Source organism: Enterobacter sp. NFIX59 (genome assembly GCF_900113755.1).
In the GTDB taxonomy this organism is placed as follows: domain Bacteria; phylum Pseudomonadota; class Gammaproteobacteria; order Enterobacterales; family Enterobacteriaceae; genus Enterobacter; species Enterobacter pseudoroggenkampii.
In genome coordinates this window covers 128,757-147,580 of record NZ_FOQN01000001.1, presented here as the reverse complement: position 1 = coordinate 147,580, position 18,824 = coordinate 128,757, and the positions used below count along the sequence as shown (strand labels likewise).

The 18,824-nt window shown below is 56.9% G+C and carries 18 protein-coding genes; 8 read left to right on the top strand and 10 right to left on the bottom strand.

Annotation, left to right across the window (positions count from 1 at the left end; translation table 11 throughout):
* Together BM007_RS00705 and BM007_RS00700 are read left to right on the top strand one after the other, a co-directional pair.
* Positions 1–2,982: a virulence factor SrfB gene (locus tag BM007_RS00705; protein WP_090416760.1), complete on the top strand. Its 2,982-nt coding sequence runs from the start codon at positions 1–3 to the stop codon at positions 2,980–2,982.
* Positions 2,979–5,156 (top strand): virulence factor SrfC family protein, encoded by a 2,178-nt coding sequence (locus BM007_RS00700; RefSeq protein WP_090416758.1) that lies wholly within the window; start codon positions 2,979–2,981, stop codon positions 5,154–5,156. The genes BM007_RS00705 and BM007_RS00700 overlap by 4 nt, the downstream gene beginning before the upstream one ends.
* A gap of 71 nt (positions 5,157–5,227) precedes the next feature.
* On the opposite strand, the gene BM007_RS00695 is transcribed toward BM007_RS00700, so the two are convergent.
* The 9 genes from BM007_RS00695 to BM007_RS00655 all read right to left on the bottom strand — a co-directional run bounded on the left by BM007_RS00695 (position 5,228) and on the right by BM007_RS00655 (position 13,746).
* Positions 5,228–5,983 carry an alpha/beta fold hydrolase gene (locus tag BM007_RS00695; protein WP_090416756.1) on the bottom strand — a complete coding sequence of 252 codons (756 nt, stop codon included), beginning with the start codon at positions 5,981–5,983 and terminating at the stop codon, positions 5,228–5,230.
* Positions 5,984–6,069: 86 nt separating this feature from the next.
* Entirely contained in the window at positions 6,070–6,243 is a 174-nt protein-coding gene (locus tag BM007_RS00690) for a GhoT/OrtT family toxin (protein ID WP_013096478.1), read from the bottom strand.
* 183 nt (positions 6,244–6,426) lie between these two features.
* A complete protein-coding gene (patD, locus tag BM007_RS00685; protein ID WP_048991980.1) occupies positions 6,427–7,851 on the bottom strand; it encodes an aminobutyraldehyde dehydrogenase in 1,425 nt (474 codons plus the stop codon).
* 24 nt (positions 7,852–7,875) lie between these two features.
* The gene (locus tag BM007_RS00680) at positions 7,876–8,682 is read right to left on the bottom strand and encodes an ABC transporter permease (protein ID WP_024907243.1); all 807 of its coding nucleotides are present in this window, start codon (positions 8,680–8,682) and stop codon (positions 7,876–7,878) included.
* Positions 8,672–9,616, bottom strand: coding sequence for an ABC transporter permease (locus BM007_RS00675; protein ID WP_090416754.1), 945 nt, complete (start codon positions 9,614–9,616; stop codon positions 8,672–8,674). The genes BM007_RS00680 and BM007_RS00675 overlap by 11 nt, the downstream gene beginning before the upstream one ends.
* 1 nt (position 9,617) lies before the next feature.
* The gene (locus BM007_RS00670) at positions 9,618–10,631 is read right to left on the bottom strand and encodes an ABC transporter ATP-binding protein (RefSeq protein WP_090416751.1); all 1,014 of its coding nucleotides are present in this window, start codon (positions 10,629–10,631) and stop codon (positions 9,618–9,620) included.
* Between the two features lie 17 nt (positions 10,632–10,648).
* Entirely contained in the window at positions 10,649–11,794 is a 1,146-nt protein-coding gene (ydcS, locus tag BM007_RS00665; RefSeq protein WP_024907240.1) for a putative ABC transporter substrate-binding protein YdcS, read from the bottom strand.
* 271 nt (positions 11,795–12,065) lie between these two features.
* Positions 12,066–13,475 (bottom strand): aminotransferase-like domain-containing protein, encoded by a 1,410-nt coding sequence (locus BM007_RS00660; RefSeq protein WP_090416750.1) that lies wholly within the window; start codon positions 13,473–13,475, stop codon positions 12,066–12,068.
* An 82-nt stretch (positions 13,476–13,557) separates the two neighbouring features.
* Complete coding sequence (locus BM007_RS00655; RefSeq protein WP_032645155.1) at positions 13,558–13,746, bottom strand: cold shock small protein YmcF; 189 nt, start codon at positions 13,744–13,746, stop codon at positions 13,558–13,560.
* Positions 13,747–14,205: 459 nt separating this feature from the next.
* Between BM007_RS00655 and BM007_RS23325 the strand changes: the two genes are divergently transcribed.
* From BM007_RS23325 to hslJ, 6 genes are all read left to right on the top strand, one after another.
* Positions 14,206–14,577 (top strand): hypothetical protein, encoded by a 372-nt coding sequence (locus BM007_RS23325; protein ID WP_090416748.1) that lies wholly within the window; start codon positions 14,206–14,208, stop codon positions 14,575–14,577.
* Entirely contained in the window at positions 14,574–15,068 is a 495-nt protein-coding gene (locus BM007_RS00645; protein ID WP_244319914.1) for a YqhG/Tai3 family protein, read from the top strand. The genes BM007_RS23325 and BM007_RS00645 overlap by 4 nt, the downstream gene beginning before the upstream one ends.
* 120 nt (positions 15,069–15,188) lie before the next feature.
* Entirely contained in the window at positions 15,189–16,589 is a 1,401-nt protein-coding gene (locus tag BM007_RS00640) for a cytochrome ubiquinol oxidase subunit I (protein ID WP_090416746.1), read from the top strand.
* Complete coding sequence (gene cydB, locus BM007_RS00635) at positions 16,589–17,599, top strand: cytochrome d ubiquinol oxidase subunit II (protein ID WP_090416744.1); 1,011 nt, start codon at positions 16,589–16,591, stop codon at positions 17,597–17,599. The genes BM007_RS00640 and cydB overlap by 1 nt, the downstream gene beginning before the upstream one ends.
* Positions 17,599–17,727, top strand: a complete 129-nt coding sequence (locus BM007_RS00630) for a DUF2474 domain-containing protein (RefSeq protein WP_090416742.1) — start codon at positions 17,599–17,601, stop codon at positions 17,725–17,727. The genes cydB and BM007_RS00630 overlap by 1 nt, the downstream gene beginning before the upstream one ends.
* A gap of 128 nt (positions 17,728–17,855) precedes the next feature.
* A complete protein-coding gene (gene hslJ / locus BM007_RS00625) occupies positions 17,856–18,293 on the top strand; it encodes a heat shock protein HslJ (protein ID WP_024907233.1) in 438 nt (145 codons plus the stop codon).
* Here the strand turns inward: hslJ and BM007_RS00620 are convergent, their stop codons facing one another.
* Entirely contained in the window at positions 18,294–18,560 is a 267-nt protein-coding gene (locus tag BM007_RS00620) for a putative hemolysin (RefSeq protein WP_024907232.1), read from the bottom strand. It lies immediately after the preceding gene.
* Between the last annotated feature and the right edge of the window lie 264 nt (positions 18,561–18,824).

Here is an 18,824-nt window from a genome sequence, read left to right as displayed (position 1 = left end):
ATGCTGGTTAATCTTTGCGACTATAAACAAAGCGTCACGCTTATTGCCAACAGCGGCGTGCAGTTCCTTGATTTCGGTCTGACGCCGCAGGACACCGCCAGCAACGGGCGCTTCGTACGTAAAACCGCGAACGGCCCGCTTTTGCGCCTCGACTTCGACCTGGTCAACGGTCGCTATACCCTGCCGGGAACGAACGGCGGCCAGCCTGAAGTGGTCAAACCGGAAACCACCATCCCGCTGCATCAGTCTCTGACGGTGCTGGACGGCGTCTGGCTTCCGGTTCCGTTCCTGCGCTTTAACCCACCGAGAACCTTTGTCGAGGGGCCGGATAACTGGGCACGCGTTCAGGTGCGCAGGCTTGATACACCCGATACGGCAGGCAATACGCACCGCGTCACTCTCGCCCTTGACAGCCAGATCGCTGAACACGCCACGTCAGCCCTGTCCCCGGTTGAAAACGATATTCTCAACGGGACCCGTTTCGCGCTGGCCTGGCGCGATAACGAGGTAGAAAGTTTCCTCGATCAGACCTGGATTGACGGCTGGCTGCGCGAGGCCTTTACCCAGTATGCCGACGGCGCTGAAAACCGCTCAGAACGCGATCTCCAGCAGGCGATGCGCGGATTTGAGTATCAGGCCCACTGGCTCAACGTGCTGACCATGCTCGGTGAACAGCTCACCGTACCGGAAGTGAAATTTGTTACCCATACGCTCAGCACGCCAGCCATTCCGGTTGACCTGATCCTTGACGTGGGTAATACCCACACCTGCGGCGTCATTATTGAAGACCACGGCGATGCGAACGATGGGCTGCGCCAGACCGCCGAGCTGCAGGTTCGCTCGCTCAGCGAGCCGCAATTCCTGAACGAGCCGCTGTTCACCAGCCGTCTCGAGTTTTCGGAAGCGCGTTTTGGCAAGCAGCACTTCTCGGTTGAAAGCGGTCGCGAAGATGCCTTTGTCTGGCCGTCGATTGTGCGCGTCGGTGATGAAGCCCGCAAACTGGCGATGCAGCGTCTGGGAACCGAAGGCAACAGCGGTATCTCCAGCCCGCGTCGCTACCTGTGGGATGAAACCCCGGTCGTGCAGGACTGGCGCTTTAGCCAGATGAACAGCAAAACCCAGCGTGAACCGCTTGCCACCGCATTCCCGCTGATGAACCTGATGAACGATGACGGCGAGCCGCTCTTCACGCTGCCGCAGGACGAGCGCCTGCCAGTCTTCTCGCCGCAGTACAGCCGCAGCACCCTGATGACGCACATGCTGTGCGAGCTGCTGGCGCAGGCGCTGGGACAGATCAACAGCGTCGCCACACGCTTGCGTCTGGGCTTCCCGGCGTCGCCGCGCCAGCTGCGCACCCTGATCCTGACTCTGCCCTCGGCCATGCCAAAGCAGGAGCGCGAGATTTTCCGTCGCCGCATGTTTGAAGCCATCGCCATCGTCTGGAAAGCGATGGGCTGGCACCCGCAGGATGAGGATTTTGTCACCCGCAAACAGCAGGAAAAAAGCGTGGTGCCGGTACCTGAAATCCAGATGGAGTGGGATGAAGCCAGCTGCGGTCAGCTGGTCTGGCTGTATAACGAAGCCATCTCCCGCTTTGGCGGTCAGACCGAAGCCTTCTTCGCCTCCCTGGCCCGCCCGGACCGTGAGCCTGAGCCGGGTAGCCAGCCGGGACGCGCGCTGCGCGTCGCGTCCATCGACATCGGCGGCGGGACAACGGATATGGCGATCACCCATTACCAGCTGGACGACGGTTCCGGCAATAACGTCAAAATCACCCCGCAGCTGCTGTTCCGTGAAGGCTTTAAGGTCGCGGGTGACGATACGCTTCTGGACGTGATTCAGCGCTACGTGTTGCCCGCTCTGCAAACGCAGCTGCAGAAATCCGGTATCGCGGATGCCTCGCTGCTGATGGCCTCGCTGTTCGGTGACTCCGGGCGCATTGATACCCAGGCCGTGCTGCGCCAGCAAACGGCGCTGCAGCTCTTTATGCCAATTGGCCATGCTATTCTTGCCGGATGGGAATCCAGCGACGTTGACGATCCGCTGGCCGGTCTGCATGCCACCTTTGGCGATCTGCTGCCTCAGAAGCCGACCCGCAACGTGATGAATTACCTGCAGCAGGCGATCGATCATGCCCTGCCTGCGGGTTCAGACGCTTTCGATCTGTTCGCGGTGCCGCTGCATGTGAACTTCCGCGAAATGCAGGATGCGATGCTGGCTGGGCAGTTTACGCTGGCCTCCCCGCTCCACGCGGTGTGTGAGGCGATTTCCCATTACAGCTGCGATATTCTGCTGATCACCGGACGCCCCGGCTGCCTGCCTGGGGTTCAGGCGCTCATTCGCCACCTGCAGCCGGTGCCGGTCAATCGCATCGTCTGGCTGGATAAATACCAGGTGCACGAGTGGTATCCGTTCAGCCAGCAGGGGCGCATTGGCAACCCTAAATCGACAGCCGCGGTGGGCGCCATGCTCTGCAGCCTGGCGCTCGATCTGCGTCTGCCGCGCTTCAACTTTAAAGCCGCGGACATTGGCGCGTATTCCACCGTGCGCTATCTCGGCGTGCTGGATAACACCGTCAATACCCTGCGCGAGGAAAACGTCTGGTATCAGGATATCGATCTCGATAAGCCCGGCGCTAAGCTTGACGCGCGTCTGCACTTCCCGCTGCGCGGTAACGTCACCCTCGGCTTCCGCCAACTGGCGAACGCGCGCTGGCCTGCCACGCCGCTCTACACGCTCAGCATTAACTCGGCTGAACTGGCCAAAGCCATTGCCGGTGACGGCGTGCTGAACGTGCGGCTGAAACTCTGCGGCGGCAGCAAGCAGGAAGGCCCGGAGGCCTTCGAGCTGAGCGATGCCTGGCTGCAGGACGGCACGCCGGTTGCGCCTGACGCACTAACCTTCAAACTGAATACTTTGGCCGACCGCCGACACAGCGGCAGCCACTACTGGATCGACAGCGGGAGCGTATACCTGAAATGACAGCGACCACGACCACCACTCAGGCCTTAATCGGGTGGATTAATGAGACGCGCCTGAACGCCCCAGTGCTGGATAACGATGCTGACGCCCTGCTTGCTCGCATCAACGCGGTGCAGGCGCGGGAGCAGGCCATTGAACGCGCCATGACTCGCCAGAGCAGCATTGGGCTTTACGGTCATTCGCAGAGCGCGAAAGCGCACCTGCTGCTGTCTCTGTGCGGCAGCGGCAATGGACGCCTTAACGTAACGCCAGGCCAGCGCACCTTTGACTATTTTTCGCATATCAATCCGGGACATGCCCTGACCAACATGGCCGTCCGCTTCACCCGGGAAACCCCGGAGGTGGCTGATGAGGCGTTCCCGCTGCGTCTGCGTCTGGTCACCGAGGCCGAGCTGGTACAGCTGTTTATTGCCCGCACGACCCTGCACCCGCAGATGCGCGCAGTGGATAAGGCGGTCATTGAGACACGTCTGGAGAAATGGCGCGGGCTGCGCCAGCCGCAGGGCGTGCCCGGTATCACTGCTCAGGAGGTGGGAGCGATTGCCCGCTTCTGGCAAAGCACCGTACCCGCAGCGAAACAGCAAATTGATGATGCCCTCTGGTATGAGTTTGCCCAGCTGGTGCCATCGCTCGATCTCAGCACGCGGGCCAGCGTCTGGTCCCTGCTGTGGGGCGAGCAGCAGGAGTTGACCCAGCAGTGGTTAAAACTGGCCCACGTGCTGCACCAGACCAGCCATGTCAGCGATCTTGCTGCCCCGCTTAGCCTGCTGGTGGACAGCTTTGGGCTGCCGGGTGAAGGATTCCTGACGCACGACGGCACGTTAGACCTTCAGGACGCGCAGGAGACGCTGCTTCATCCGCTGAATGGCGGTGAAATGCTTAACGCCATCAGTATCCCCGTCGATGTGCTGGCCTTCCTGACCCGCGAGCTGGTGTTGCCGGTTGAGAACGGCGCGCTGGACAACGTCGATATTATTGATATTCCGGTTTTTGAAGATAACCGTGCCGACCCGCTACGCCAGGCGAAATCCCAGTGGCTGCTCGAGCATTACCGTCAACAGCTTCAACCTGATGTGCTGGTGATTTGTAACGCGACGGCGCAGCACGAACAGACGGCCAAAAAAGCAAAAGTGTTGATGAACTGGGTGAAGGAGACGCAGCCTGCTGAAGAGTCAGCCCTTCCAGGTCTGGTGTGGGCGATCACCCCGCATGACGCCCGCTTTACTACCCGGCAGAACCTCGACGAAGCCGTACAGCATCTGCTCGGTAAGCCGGGCTTACGCTGGGGCACGCTGCAGGCCCTGGACAGCCACAGCATGCAGCGCGTCATCGAGTGGCTGTCTCAGGCCACGCTGTCCGCGCAGCGACAGAAGCGTCTCAGCACGCTGAAAGGCCTGCTGCGACAGGAGCTCTCATCGCTGATGCAAAGCTATCTGACGCCGCTGGTTGAGGAGCCGGGGACAAGACGTGCTCAGGCCGAAAACATGGTGCGCACGCTGCAAAGCAGCGCCGCCCGCCACGGCGAACTGCTTGAAGGCCTGCTGCCGCCGCTGAAGGCCTTTGAAACGCTGCTCGCCGTTCAGCAGCCTCGCGAGGAGCAGGTGAACGGGTTGTTTACGGACACCATTGACCTGTTTGCCGAGAATGCACAGGAAAGCAACGGCCTGTTCCAGACAAAAGACAAAGCGCGACTGGCGCACAGAGTGTGGATAAATCATCTGCGCCAGTGGAGCCGCAATGAGGCCGCGGCCGCCCGTCTGGGGCTGGAACCTGCGGTGTTACAGCAAATCGCGGATGTGCTGGTGACCACCAGCTACCGGCTTGATCTGCCTCAACAGCTTCAGCGCATCGTCGAAGCGGATAAAAGTAGCGCTGCGCAACTGCATGCCGTGATGGGCAATTTCATTGGCTGGCTGGGTTACGACCAGACGCCCGTGGCGACGCGTCCGGCAAGCCGCATCCGCAAGGGCCAGGCCATCTTCGTCACGCCAGTGGTCAGTAGCGCCGAGCCTCGTCTGACGCGCCTGGGAGAACAGCCTGTGCATGCGGCCACCGCGTACGTTTACGACTGGCTGGTCGCCCTCTATAGCCGCGCGATAGAGAACATTGATTACCAGCATCCGCATGATGTTCAGCCTGACGCACGTCAGGCACTGCGGGCATTAATAAAGTAGCCGCCCTTCTTGCCGGGTGGCGCTGCGCTTACCCGGCCTACATTTTGCAACGATAATAAATTGCACAACGATCACACCGCCATACACTCAGCTAACGTCTGTGCCAGCGCAGACGGGTTTTCCCACGACATTGAATGCCCCGCCGCAGGGATAATTTTTACCTCAACACCTTTCTGCTCTAGATTTTCCACATCGTCATCCGGCAGAGAGAGCTCGCCGAAAATCAGCGTCACCGGGCAAGGGAGTGACAGAAACTGCGCTTCCCATTCCGGTTCAACGCCCGCCACCAGACTGGATGCACCGCGCCAGACGGCATAAGCGGCATTGCTCTGCAGGCACCCTGCCCACGCCGTTTTTTCTGCGCTGAGCATGGCGTCATAACCTTGCTCCAGAAACTGTTGCTCGGTTTGCGCCGCTATAGACCGGCTGAACATGCCCCCACCCGCGTGAAAATTGGGCTCTGACACCATCAGTCCCTTCACGCGCGTTGCCAGCAGCCCCGCCGTTTCGATAGCAATACTGCCGCCCATGCTGTGGCCGTATAACCAGAAGGCATCCAGCTCAAGATGGTCAATCAGCTCCGCGACGACGTGGGCCTGGTCAGTGGTTTTATAGCTGTAGTGCAGAGGCTTATCGCTGTAGCCGCTGCCGGGCAAGTCGATGAGAATCGCTCTGCGCGCGCCAAACAGCGGGTCACGAACGACGCGGGGATATTCATAGGAAGAGGCGCAGCCCAGTCCGTGAATGAACACCACGGGATCGCCGGTACCGGGCAAGTCGTGCCAGCGCACGGTGCAACCGGCCTGCTGCGAGTAAAAACTGTTCATAAGCACTCCTTTTATGATGCACTGTGTATTTATACAGTTATCACATCAGGAATGCTATGTTCATCTTTTAAAACTGGAAGCGTGCTTCAGAAAAGCGATACCAGCAGCGCAACGGGAAAGCTCATTGGCCAGGTTGACCCCACCAGGAAAGCGCTGAGCAGGCGGATACGTTTGCGGTCTTTGGAGAGGAACCAGGTAATTAATGCGCAGATGGAAGCCATGATTGCGTAAAAAACCAACATCTTTTGATACAACGTCATTCTGTATACCAGAGCCGAAAAAATAACCGCACGCAATATGCGTCATATGTTGACACAGATCAAGTTTTTTCGTTACAGAATAACCACTTAAAAACTATGGCTAATAACAATTGAGTATCTTACGTAACACGGGTGGCGGGCAAGGAGAGCGCCTGGCCGCAAATACGACCAGGCATGACGGGCTCAGTGTTTAATCATAACATGCCGCACGACCGTATAATCCTCAAGCCCGTAGACCGACATATCTTTGCCGTAGCCGGATAATTTCATGCCGCCGTGCGGCATTTCGCTCACCAGCATAAAATGGGTATTCACCCAGGTGCAGCCGTACTGCAGGCGCGCGCTCAGGCGATGGGCGCGCCCCACGTCTTTGGTCCAGACCGATGACGCCAGGCCGTATTGCGAATCGTTCGCCCAGGCCAGCACCTGCGCCTCATCGTCAAACTCGGTGACGCTCACCACCGGGCCAAACACCTCGCGCTGAACGATGGCATCGTCCTGTTTTGCCCCCGCCAGCAGGGTTGGCTGGAAGTAGTAGCCTGCCCCCTCTTTTTTGCTCCCGCCGGTGACAACCCGGATATGGCCGAGCGCTTTCGCGTCATCGACGGCCTGACAGACGCGAGAAAGATGGGCGGCCGAGCTGAGCGGTCCCAGTTCGGTAGAGGAATCCTCCGGTGCCCCCATTTTAAGGCTGGCGACCGCTGCGCCCAGCTTTTCCACCAGCGCGGCATAAATGCCTTTCTGGGCATAAATACGACAGGCCGCCGTACAGTCCTGTCCGGCATTGTAGAAACCAAACGTCCGCACCCCTTCGACAACCGCATCCAGGTCGGCATCATCAAAGACAATAACCGGCGCTTTACCGCCCAGCTCCATGTGGGTGCGTTTAATGGAGGACGCCGTATGGCCGATGATATGTTCCCCGGTCGCAATCGAACCGGTCAGCGAAACCATGCGGACTTTTTCATGCCCGGTCAGCGGATCGCCGACCGTTTTCCCCCGCCCAAACAGCACGTTCAGAACGCCTGCGGGGAAGATATCTTTTGCCAGTTCTCCCAGCTTCAGCGCGGTCAGCGGGGTGATCTCTGAGGGCTTAATCACCACGCAGTTTCCTGCCGCCAGCGCGGGCGCGAGCTTCCACGCCGCCATCATCAGCGGATAGTTCCATGGTGCAATAGAGGCAACCACGCCCACCGGGTCACGGCGAATCATCGAGGTGTGTCCTTCGAGGTATTCCCCCGCTGCCAGGCCGTTCAGGCAGCGGGCCGCCCCGGCAAAGAAGCGGAAAACGTCCACCACCGCCGGAATTTCATCACCCAGAGCGCAGTGCAGTGGCTTGCCGCAGTTGAGGGATTCCAGCTTCGCGAAAGTGTCGGCATGTTCTTCGATGGCGTCAGCCAGTTTCAGTAAGCACTCTGCACGGGCTTTCGGGGTGGTTTGCCCCCACTCGATAAAGGCACGATCGGCAGCCCGAACGGCAGCATCGACCTGCGCGGCAGAGGCTTCAGCGATGTCCAGCAGCACTTCTCCGGTGGCGGGATTGTAAACCGGCTGCTTTTCCCCTTCGCCAGTAATCAGTTCACCATTAATCAGCAGTTGGTTTTGCATAGCGTTGTCCTGTTTAAATCGAAGTTATTTCCCGCCACCAGCGATGTTCTCGCCGTCGCGGGTGAGCCACCAGGCTCCCAGAATGGGGAGAGTTGTCACCAGCATCACCAGCAGAGCAACGACGTTGGTGACCGGCACGTCGCGTGGACGCCCGAGCTGATTGAGCAACCACAGCGGTAACGTGCGCTCGTGTCCCGCGGTAAATGTCGTGACGATGATCTCGTCAAACGACAGGGCAAACGCCAGCATTCCCCCGGCCAGCAGCGCGGAACCCAGATTGGGCAGCACCACATAGCGGAAGGTTTGCCATCCGTCGGCCCCGAGATCCATCGACGCTTCCACCAGGCTCCAGGAGGTGCGTCTGAATCGGGCAATCACGTTGTTAAACACCACTACCACGCAAAAGGTGGCGTGTCCGACCACGATGGTGAAAAACCCCGGCTCAAGGTTGATCGTTTTGAAGGCCGTCAGCAGCGCCAGGCCGGTGATGATCCCCGGTAATGCAATCGGCAACAGCAGCAACAGCGAAATCGCATTCTTGCCAAAAAACTCGCTTCGCCACAGCGCCGCTGCAGCAAGCGTGCCAAGCACAAGGGCAATTGCGGTAGATAGCGCCGCAATTTGAAGTGACAACGTCACGGATTCAATAATATCGCCGCGCCCCGCCGCCACGCTAAACCACTTCAGCGTCAGCCCCTGCGGCGGAAAGCTGAAGGCAGCGTCTTCGGTGTTGAAGGCGTAGGTCGCGATAATCAGCAGCGGGAAGTGCAGGAAGATGACGCCTCCCCACGCTGCCACTTTCAGGAACAGCGGTGCGCGTTCAGAGTGCATCGAATGCTCCCAGACGTTTCACGAACGCCAGATAAAGAGAAATCAGCACGATGGGCACCAGCGTGAACGCGGCGGCCATGGGCATGTTGCCAATGGCACCCTGCTGCGAGTAGACCATGTTACCGATGAAGTAGCCCGGCGGCCCCACCAGCTGCGGAACGATGAAATCTCCCAGCGTCAGAGAAAAGGTGAAGATTGAGCCCGCCGCAATGCCCGGAATGGCCAGCGGCAGAACGACATAGCGGAACGTCTGACGGGGACGCGCGCCGAGGTCGGCTGAGGCCTGAAGCAGCGAGGCCGGCAGGCGTTCCAGCGCCGCCTGAACCGGCAGGATCATAAACGGCAGCCAGATATAGACGAACACCAGAAACCGTCCCAGCCCGGAGGTGGACAAGGTGTTACCGCCCACTGCCGGGAGCGTCAGGATTGAGGTCAGAATCGGCTCCAGTCCGAGATGGCTGAGAAACCACTGCGCCACGCCGTCCTTAGCCAGCAGCAGCGTCCAGGCATAGGCTTTGACGATGTAGCTCGCCCACATTGGCAGCATCACGGCGATATAGAAGAAAGCCTTCCACTTGCCGCTGGTGTATCGCGCCATGTACCAGGCCATCGGGAATGCGAGGATGGCGCTGGCAATGGTCACCGCAATCGCCATCGTTAACGTGCGCAGGATGATGTCGTAGTTTGCCGGGTTAAAGAGCGCCAGAATGTTCGCCAGGGTCAGGTCCGGCGTGACGGCCATGGTGAAATCGTCAAAGGTGTAAAACCCCTGCCACAGCAGCGTCAGCAGCGATCCTAAATAGACGATGCCAAACCACATCAGCGGCGCGAGCAGAAGCAGGAACAGGCCGAGCGACGGCTTGCGCCAGAACAGTGCGGTCATGCGGCTTAAGCGGCCGCGCGAGGCGGGAGGATGCGCGACACTCATATCCATTTCACCTCTCCTCGTGCAGGCGAATCATCGCCTCGCGTGACCATGACGCCATGACCGCCTGCCCCGGCGCAATGCCGCTCAGCGACGAGGTTTCACTGAGATTAGCCTGGCTCACCAGCAGTTTGGCACCATCGGCGAGCTTTAGCTCCAGACGCGTGGCCGCCCCCTGATACTGAACGGCCTGCACGACGCCCTGAACCTGAACGTCTCCGCCCTCATTAAGGCGAATATGTTCCGGGCGCAGGGAATAGCTGCCTTCCATGCCGCATATTTTCTGCGCAAGGCCCGCATCGAAGACGTTAGAGGTGCCGACAAAACCGGCAACAAACGGCGTGCGTGGACGCATGTAGAGATCGCGCGGGGTATCCACCTGCTCGATGCGCCCGTTATTGAACACCGCCACCCGATCTGACATGGAAAGGGCCTCGCCCTGATCGTGGGTGACAAAAATAAAGGTGATACCAAGTTCCTGCTGAAGCTTCTTCAGCTCAAACTGCATCTGTTCCCGCAGCTTGAGATCGAGCGCCCCTAAAGGCTCGTCCAGCAGCAGGACGCGCGGTTCATTCACCAGCGCGCGGGCAATGGCGACACGCTGACGCTGGCCGCCGGAAAGTTGAGAAGGTTTGCGGGCAACGGCAAAGCTGAGGCCCACTTTTTCCAGGGCATCACGGGCCTGGGCATGGCGTTTTTTCTTGTCGACGCCTTTGACCATTAGCCCGTAGGCGACATTGTCGAGGATCGACATATGCGGGAACAGCGCGTAGTCCTGAAACACGGTGTTCACATCCCGCTCCCAGGGAGGCAGCTCGCTCGCCTCTTTGCCGAAGATAGAGATCGTCCCGCCTGACAGCTGTTCAAAACCGGCTATCAGGCGCAGGCAGGTGGTTTTGCCGGAGCCCGAAGGCCCCAGCATGGAGAAAAACTCTCCGTCACGAATCGCAATGGTGACCCCATCCACCGCCCGTACGTCGCCGTACAGGCGGGAAACATTATTAAACTCGACCGCGTACGTCATGTTCTGCTCCCGGGCAATTAACGACCGCCCATGATGGCGATGTAATCCTGCGTCCAGCGGCTGTAAGGGACAAATTTGCCGCCTTCTGCGATGGGGGTTTTCCAGAACATGATTTTGTCGAACTCATTATAACCGTTTGTTTCGCAGCCTTTATCGCCCAGCAGCGTGCTGGCTTTACACCCTTCCGGAACCACAGGCAAGGAACCAAACCATGCAGCCAGATCGCCCTGCACTTTCGGCGTCAGCGACCAGTTCATCCATTTGTAGGCGCACATCGGGTGTTTAGCCTGCGCGTGGAGCATGGTGGTGTCCGCCCAGCCTGTCACCCCCTCTTTCGGGAAGACGGTGGCAATGGGCTGGTTCTCGGCCTTCAGAGCATTCGCCTGATACGGCCAGGCGCTGGAGGCCACGACGCCTTCATTTTTGAAGTCGCTCATCTGGACGGTGGTGTCGTGCCAGTAGCGGTGGATCAGGGCATGCTGGTCGCGAAGCACCTTAAGCACGGCGGCATACTGTGCTTCGGTGAGCTGGTACGGGTCTTTGATACCCAGCTGCGGCTGCGTGGCTTTGACGAACAGCGCCGCATCGGCGATATAAATCGGGCCGTCATACGCCTGTACGCGTCCCTGATTGGTTTTACCGTCAGGCAGATCCTGTTTAGTAAAGACCACGCTCCAGCTGTCCGGCGGCGTCGGGAAGGTTTTGGTGTTGTACATCAACAGGTTTGGCCCCCACTGGTACGGCGTGCCGTAGACCTTGCCCCCGACGTTAAACCATTCTCCTTTCACAATCCGTTCGTCGAGGGTTTTCCAGTTGGGAATAAGATCCGGGTTAATCGGCTGGACGCGTTTGCCCATGATCAGCCGCAGGGAGGCGTCACCCGAGGCGGTGACCAGATCGTATCCCCCCTTCGCCATCAGGCTGACCATTTCATCCGACGTGGCCGCCGTTTTGACGTTGACCGCACACCCGGTCTCTTTTTCAAACTGGGTGACCCAGTCGTAGTTTTTATCCGTCTGTCCCCGCTCGATGTATCCCGGCCAGGCGATAATATCCAGTCGACCTTCCCCATCGCCAATGGCCTTGGGGGGTTCTGCGGCTTGCGCTGTCATGATAGTCATGCCGAGCGCACACAGGCTGCTGCGGGCAAAATTTTTGCTCATAAGAGTTACTCCTGTCGCAATGAAATTTAGCGGCAGCCGTGCCGTAAAAATATCTCCCTTATTAAACGTAGACCGCGCAAATGCGCCGCACCGTACGGCTTCAGGAAATTTCATCAAGGTGTGACCGAGGGCGCATTCCCCGTTAACTGGATTATAGACAAGGAGTTAGGCGCGAGAGACGGTATGCAGATTTCCTATGACAGGTCACCGCGAAATATTCGCAGTGCCGTCATCAGGATAAGAATTGATTATTTAAATAACGGAGAAAGCATTATTCCAGCATCGTGCTAATTAATTTTCCTAACTGAATGACCGCCTGCTCTTCCCGCTCTCCCCAGGCCCAGGAGGTATTAAAACGAAAGAATGGCGTCCACGCGTCAGAGGTGGAAAACATCTTTCCGGGAGCAATGCTGATGTGGTGCGTTAAGGCCTTTTCGCTCAGCAGCCCCGCATCCAACTGTGCCGGAAGCTCCAGCCACAAAAAATAGCCGCTGTCGTTATGGTGAATTTTGACGCCGGCAGGCATATGGCGCAGAAGTGACTGCCAGGCCTGCTGCTTTCGCTCGGCCAGCGTACGCCGCAGGCGGCGCAGGTGAGCGTCGTAGCGTTTGGTCGCCAGGTAATCCACCAGCGCCAGCTGCATGGGAGAACTGGTTGAGAGCGTGCTCATCAGCTGTAGCTGCTGAATGCGCCGCGCGTGTTTTCCTGCTGCCACCCAGCCGATGCGAAAACCGGCCACCAGACATTTTGAAAAGGACGAGCAGTGAAGCGTCATGTCCTGACGATCCCACGCTTTCGCCGGGAGCGGCTTGTCGCGGCCAAAATAGAGTTCGCTGTAGACGTCATCTTCAATCAGCGGGACGTTGTGCTGTGTTAACAGCGCGACAAGCTGCGCTTTTTTCTCCGCGCTCAGCGTGAAGCCGAGCGGGTTTTGGCTGTTGGTCATGATCCAGCAGGCTTTAACCGGGTACTCATTCAGCGCCTGTTCAAGGGCGTTGAGATCGATCCCCTCGCGGACGTCTGTCGCAATCGACAACGCTTTAAGCTTCAGGCGTTCCAGCGCCTGCAGCGCGCCGTAGAAACAGGGGTTTTCGACAATCACCCAGTCACCCGGCTCGGTCACCGCCTGCAGGCTAAGATTCAGCGCCTCGAGCGCGCCTGCGGTGATCACGATCTCTTCCGGGGAGATGTTCATCCCCTGCTGCGCGTAGCGACGGGCAATGGCGTGGCGAAGATCGACGTTACCCGGCGGCAGGTTCTCAATCACACTCATCGCCGTCGCGGTTTTACTGACGTTCGCCAGCGAGCGGTTGAGCTGCTGAAGCGGGAAAAGACGGGGATCGGGAAACGCGGAGGCAAAAGGAACAACGGACGGGTCGCGGCTGGCCTGTAAGACGTCGAAGATGTAGGTATTGATATCCACCGCTTCGTCACGCATCACCTGAGCGGGTGGCGCAGGCTGGTGTGCGGTCGGGCGCGAGGCAACGTAATAGCCCGACTGCGGTCTGGCGACAATGCGCCCCTGACTTTCCAGCATCTGATACGCGTGGCCAACGGTCATAAAACTCATGCCGCTGCTTGCCACCTGCTCTCGCAGGGAAGGCAGCTTATCGCCCGGCAGCCATACGCCAAGCTCAATCTGCGAGATAATTTGTTGCGCCAGACGCTGGTATTTTTTCATCAGATTCTCCTTATGACCGACAGTGTATATCAGCAGGAGAAAAAGAGAAGATTTAGCTAACTGTTATAGTCTGGAAGATGAATTACTTACGGTATTCGGTCACGTGGCTCTGAGCGGAATGCGCGGCGGCCAGGTGGTCGAGCGTGATCATCGGCGATTTGCAAAAAATGCATTTCGCGCCAAACGGGTTTTTCTCAGACACATCAAAGGCTGAGGTACGGTACTGCGAACCATGGCAGCATGGGCAGCGAAAATGGATATAAGAAGTCATAGGATTCTCCTGAAACGTTAAAACGTAAATTACTAATGGGCCGATTGGGCATAATGGTTTTAAACAAAACGAATCGGAATGTAGATAAAGACCCAAGAGAGGCTGCGGAGAGGCACAACGTGATGAGAACTGCTTTATAAAACTACGTCAGATATTTATTTGGACTCAAAACCAGAAGACCATTAACGCACGGCGCTGACGACAAAGCAAGCGGTTTAATGCGGAAAATTCATAAAAAGAATGTTTTTATTCCCTGATGCTCGTCCAGCTTTTTAAATATTGATCTTTACAATCCTCGACCATACATACATAACCACATGAAATATAAACATAATATATAACATTTTTTGCCTACTCATCTCACCAACCACAGAGTATTAACAACAGGCTAATGAACACTCTGATACTTGTCTTGCTCAAGCAGGAATTGCGCCCTTACCTTACAGAAAGGAATTATCAATGAGTTGGAATAAAAACGCGGCTGTTTCTTACCTCCGCTCGCATGCGCTTGGACACTCTCATAACGAATGCGCGAAGTTTACACGTCGTGCCATAATCGCTGGCGGCATTACGCTTGAACGCACACATGATGCGAAGGATTATGGACCAAAACTTTTGCGTGCAGGTTTTAGGGAGGTTCCTCCCGGTTCGACGTTGCTTAGCGGAGATGTCGCTGTAATACAGCCCTATCCTGGGGGAAATTCAAGCGGCCATATGACAATGTTCGACGGCACCCGGTGGATCTCAGATTTTACCCAGCTCAGTATGTACCCCGGGCCGGGTTACCGCCGCGCACAACCAACCTATAAGATTTACAGGATGAGTAGATGATGAGGGGGATTATAATTACTTTGCCGTTATTATTATCAGCTTGTACGTGCGTACCTCAGCAGAATGCTGCCGAACGAGCGGAAGAATTTTATTCCACATATCTGACGTTTTTTGCGGAAAGTGATAGTGAATACCCTCAGCTTAGAGAGTACGTTGCGGCAGATACACTATCCCGACTTAACGAGATAGAGTCGATTCCTGAACAGGAAATCCTGGGGTCAGATTATTTCGCTTATATTCAGGATTATGATCCCTCCTGGGTGAAGCGGCTTGAGGTTGGTGTGGCGCATCAGTTCATCAATGGCGAAGTTCTTCCTGTCAGGATTGGTATTGAGAACGGCGGGTTTCTTAATCTTGAAGTCTATATGCGTCGTGAAGACGGAAAGTGGAAAATTTACCGCGTGAGTGACGTAACCGATCGCTACGAGCACCCCATATTTAATGCTGGAGCAATTACTCGAGCAAAGTCATTAACGGAAAGCGGACTTTAAGCACATCTATAAATAATACACTGGCAAACTGTTATAGGTAAATATGCCGGGTCTGTTTCTGCAACCCAGAGCTGGCGCGGCTTAGAATGGCATCGACATAATTACATCGCGGAGTTTTGCATGTTTGGTTTAGATGCTTTTCACCTTGCACGGATACAGTTTGCCTTTACCGTATCCTTTCACATTATTTTCCCGGCCATCACCATTGGTCTCGCAAGCTACCTTGCCGTACTCGAAGGGCTGTGGTTGAAAACTAAAAATCCGGTCTGGCGCTCCCTGTACCATTTCTGGTCGAAGATTTTTGCCGTCAACTTTGGCATGGGCGTGGTCTCCGGGCTGGTGATGGCCTACCAGTTTGGCACCAACTGGAGCGGCTTTTCGCAGTTTGCGGGCAGTATTACCGGCCCGCTGCTGACTTATGAAGTGCTTACCGCCTTCTTCCTCGAAGCCGGATTCCTCGGCGTAATGCTGTTCGGCTGGAACAAAGTCGGGCCGGGACTGCACTTCTTCGCTACCTGCATGGTAGCGCTGGGGACCATCATCTCCACCTTCTGGATCCTCTCCTCGAACAGCTGGATGCAGACCCCGCAGGGCTATGAGATCGTCAACGGTCAGGTGGTACCGGTAGACTGGTTCGCGGTGGTGTTTAACCCCTCCTTCCCTTACCGCCTGCTGCACATGTCGATAGCCGCGTTCCTGAGCAGCGCCCTGTTTGTGGGCGCATCGGCGGCATGGCATCTGCTGCGCGGCAATAATACCCCTGCCATCCGCGCGATGTTTTCGATGGCTCTGTGGATGACGCTGATTGTCGCCCCCATCCAGGCCATGGTTGGCGATATGCACGGGTTGAACACCTTAAAGCACCAGCCCGCCAAGATTGCCGCCATTGAAGGCCACTGGGAAAACCCGCCGGGTGAGCCAACCCCGCTGCTGCTGTTTGGCTGGCCGGATATGGAGCAGGAGCGCACCCGCTTTGGGCTGGAGATCCCCGCGCTCGGCAGCCTTATTCTGACGCACAGTCTGGATAAACAGGTACCGGCGCTCAAAGAGTTTCCAAAGGAAGACCGCCCGAACTCCACCATCGTCTTCTGGTCGTTCCGCATTATGGCGGGTCTGGGCATGCTGATGCTGCTGCTTGGGGTGACGGCTCTCTGGCTGCGCTATAAAAAGCGCGTTTATTCTTCCCGACCTTTCCTGTGGTTTGCGCTGTTGATGGGACCATCCGGACTGATTGCCATCCTGGCCGGGTGGATCACCACCGAAGTGGGCCGCCAGCCGTGGGTGGTCTACGGACTCCAGCGAACGAAGGATGCGGTGTCTGCCCATGGCGATCTGCACATGAGCGTGAGCCTGCTGGCCTTCTTCGTCGTCTATACCTCGGTATTCGGCGTGGGTTACAGCTATATGGTGCGCCTCATCCGAAAAGGCCCGGAGCCGCATGAATCTTTCGCCACCGAGTCCGACGGACGTCCGGCGCGCCCGCTTTCTGCCGTCACAACTGAACACAAGGAGCAGCCATAATGGGTATCGATCTTTCCATTATCTGGTTTGTCATCATCGTCTTTGCCACGCTGATGTATATCGTCATGGACGGTTTTGATCTGGGGATCGGCATTCTGTTCCCGGCAACGCAAAACGCCGACGATCGCGACGTGATGGTCAACAGCGTCGCGCCGGTCTGGGACGGAAATGAGACCTGGCTGGTGCTCGGCGGAGCCGCCCTGTTCGGCGCGTTTCCGCTGGCCTATGCGGTCATCGTTGATGCCCTGACCATTCCGCTGACGTTAATGCTGATCGGACTTATTTTCCGCGGGGTGGCATTTGAGTTTCGCTTTAAAGCCACCCCGGCTCACCGTCCCTTCTGGGATAAGGCGTTTATAGGCGGTTCAATTCTGGCGACGTTTACCCAGGGCGTGACGGTAGGCGCCGTCATTAACGGCTTTGCCGTCACCGGTCGGGCCTATACCGGCGGCCCCTTTGACTGGTTTACCGCGTTTAACCTGTTTTGCGGCGCGGGGCTGGTGGTGGCTTATGCGCTGTTAGGCTCGACCTGGCTGGTGATGAAAAGCGAAAACGCATTGCAGCAGCGGATGCGTGAGGTGTCAAAAACGCTGTTAATCGTGCTGCTGGCGTTTATTGCGGCGATCAGCCTCTGGACACCGCTGGCACAACCGGCCATCGCTGCGCGCTGGTTTACGCTGCCGAATCTGTTTTATCTGCTGCCCGTCCCGGCGCTGGTGGTGATGTTTAGTCTGTACCAGTGGCGCTGCCTGAATAATCCCGACAGCCATAGCCGTCCGTTTATTCTGACGCTGGGGCTGATCTTCCTCGGCTTTAGCGGGCTGGGGATCAGCATCTGGCCGCATATCATTCCACCGTCGATCACCCTGTGGCAGGCGGCCGCACCGACGCAAAGCCAGGGCTTTATGCTGGTCGGCGCGCTGTTGATCATTCCCGTTATTCTGGTCTACACCTTCTGGAGCTACTACGTGTTTCGCGGCAAAGTTCAGCATGGGGAGGGTTATCACTGATGCAACAACCGGTCTGGAAAAGATTGCTGTGGCTGGTCATTATCTGGGGCGGCAGCGTACTGGCGCTGGCTGCGGTCAGTATGCTCTTCCGTATGCTGATGACGGCGGCAGGGTTTAAATCGCATTAACGTCATCCCGGGCAACCGCTGCGTTGCCCGGTACCTCCCCCCGCACTTTCAGATAAACCCCATTAACGCACGGCAGAGTATCGTTACACTGGAAAAAGATTCACAGTGTTAATAGTTTGAGAAGAAAAATGAAAAAGCTCATTGCGTTAAGCGTTATTAGTCTTGTCCTTACCGGCTGCGTTAATCCGGGTAAAGCCTCCGTTCAGCCGGAGCAACTTCAGAACCACCGCTTTGTGCTGGAAAATGTAAACGGTAAGGCAGTGAAGAGTGCGACAACGCAACCTGAGATCGGTTTTAGCGCGCTGCCAGATATCAGCTTGGTTAATAACATCAGCATTTCTGGCCAGATGTGTAACCGCTTCAACGGACAGGGGAAATTGTCCGAAGGCGAGCTTAAGGTTAAAACGCTGGCCATGACGCGCAAGCTATGTACTGAACCACAGCTGAATGAGCTGGATCAGGCCATCGGCGACATGCTGCGCAAAGGGGCGCAGGTCGACCTGACTGAAGACCAGTTAACGCTGGCCACGGCCGATAAAACGCTGATGTTTAAGCGTGCAGAATAATCAGTAGTTACCGCAGCTACCAACGGCAAGCGACTGTTCGCTACAGCGTTTGCCATTTGGCAAGGCGCACATCCCAATAGCAGAACCATCCAGCTGACGGGCAACCGACAGCGAACCGCCAATCATTGCGCAGTTAGCCTGACCCGAGCTGGACATCGCCGCTTTCATTCCCGGCGCCACGTGGGCTGCCGTTGCCTGCTGAACGGGCTCACTGCTACATGCCGACAACAATAATGCGGCACACCCTAACCAAAATGCTGAGCGCATGCTCTCTCCCCCATGAATAAAGCGAAACCTATGCATAATAGGCATCACATCCCGTGTCGTCGAGAGCGAAAGTGCGTATTTATGCGCTTCAGAAACAATTTCTCGCAATTTTTTCGCCAAAAGTTTGATCTACTCATTGATGGCGAGAATACCGAGGACACAAAAGCGAAAATCGTAAAATCACCCATTTGCTAGAATACACAGATAATATTCAGGGTTTGTTGCCGTAATACAGACCCCTATTTTTTGCGCAATGTAAGGGTG